This is a genomic window from Bacillus sp. JJ1503, assembly GCF_036965125.1.
Taxonomy (GTDB): Bacteria; Bacillota; Bacilli; order Bacillales; family Cytobacillaceae; genus Cytobacillus.
In genome coordinates, this window is sequence record NZ_JBALOZ010000230.1 from 4,686 (window position 1) to 5,939 (window position 1,254).

The following is a 1,254-nucleotide window of genomic DNA, read 5'->3' on the forward strand; positions in this document are numbered from 1 at the left end:
AAATTGTTGACTACTTAATATTTTTATTATAAATTCTATCTTAAAGATAAAACATTCAATAAAATCTGAATATTTTAACGGAGGGATTGTTTACATGAGAGCAGCAGATGCTATCGTAAAAATTTTAATCGCTAATGATGTGGAAGTAATATTTGGGGTGCCTGGCGATACAAGTATGACTTTTCATAACGCAATAGAGGCCCATAGTGACCAGATTAAATATATCCAATGTAGAGATGAACGACACGCTACTTATATGGCCGACACATATGCACGGGTATCTGGAAAACCAGGTGTGGTTGACGTTCCGAGTGGTGGCGGTGTTTTATACGCGACTCCTGGAATTAGTGAAGCAAATTCATCATCCGTTCCCATTATTTGTTTCTCCTCTGACATTTCAATGAGCAGTGAAGAAACCGGGGCACTAACAGAGCTAAAGCAAGTCGAGCTTCTTCAATCCATTACGAAATGGAATACGAAAATAAAACTTGCTTCAAAAATTCCACATATGTTAAGAAAAGCCTTTAGAATGGCTACTGGAGGAAGACCAGGAGCTGTGCATATTTCTGTCCCTGAAGATGTTCATGAGGAGCATTATGATTATACAGATGAGGAACTCTATTCATCCTTTCATAAGCCCTTTAAAAGTTCACCTAACAGAGAAGATATTGAAAAAGTATATGAATTACTCACTCAATCCTCACGTCCTGTAATTATTGCTGGCGGTGGTGTCCATCTTTCAGCTGCATACGAGGAATTGGAAAGCCTTGCAAGTGACTTCACCATTCCTGTCGGTACATCTATAAATGGTAAAGGAAGTATAGCTGAGAATTTACCGCAAGCAATTGGTGTAATTGGAGTTAACGGCGGAACGGATGAAACAAACAGCATTATCAAAAACGCTGATTTTGTCCTTGTTCTAGGTTCAAAGCTTAACAATGTAACAACAGTGGCCAAAAGCATTTTCAGTCATTCCCCTGTTGTCGTTCAAGTAGACATCAGTGAAGAAATATTGGATCAAAACATTCGAACAAATGTAGCTATTATGTCAGATATAAAGGCATTTCTAAACCATTTAAATTTACTGATGAATAATAGAAATAAAGACTTTTCAAATTCTTTAACAGAATGGAATAAATTTTATCAAAATGTATTAAATGAGAAGTTTAGTAGAGTAGCAAAAGAGGTGCAAGAGGAAACGAAACTGGTCAATCCAGCAAAAATAATTGACCTATTAAATAAACATACAAATGA

At 36.3% G+C, this 1,254-nt stretch carries 1 protein-coding gene; it reads left to right on the plus strand.

The window, feature by feature from the left end; translation table 11 throughout:
* Positions 1–94 precede the first annotated feature (94 nt).
* A partial coding sequence (locus tag V7149_RS17195) for a thiamine pyrophosphate-binding protein (RefSeq protein ID WP_335346832.1) occupies positions 95–1,254 on the plus strand: 1,160 nt, incomplete at its 3' end.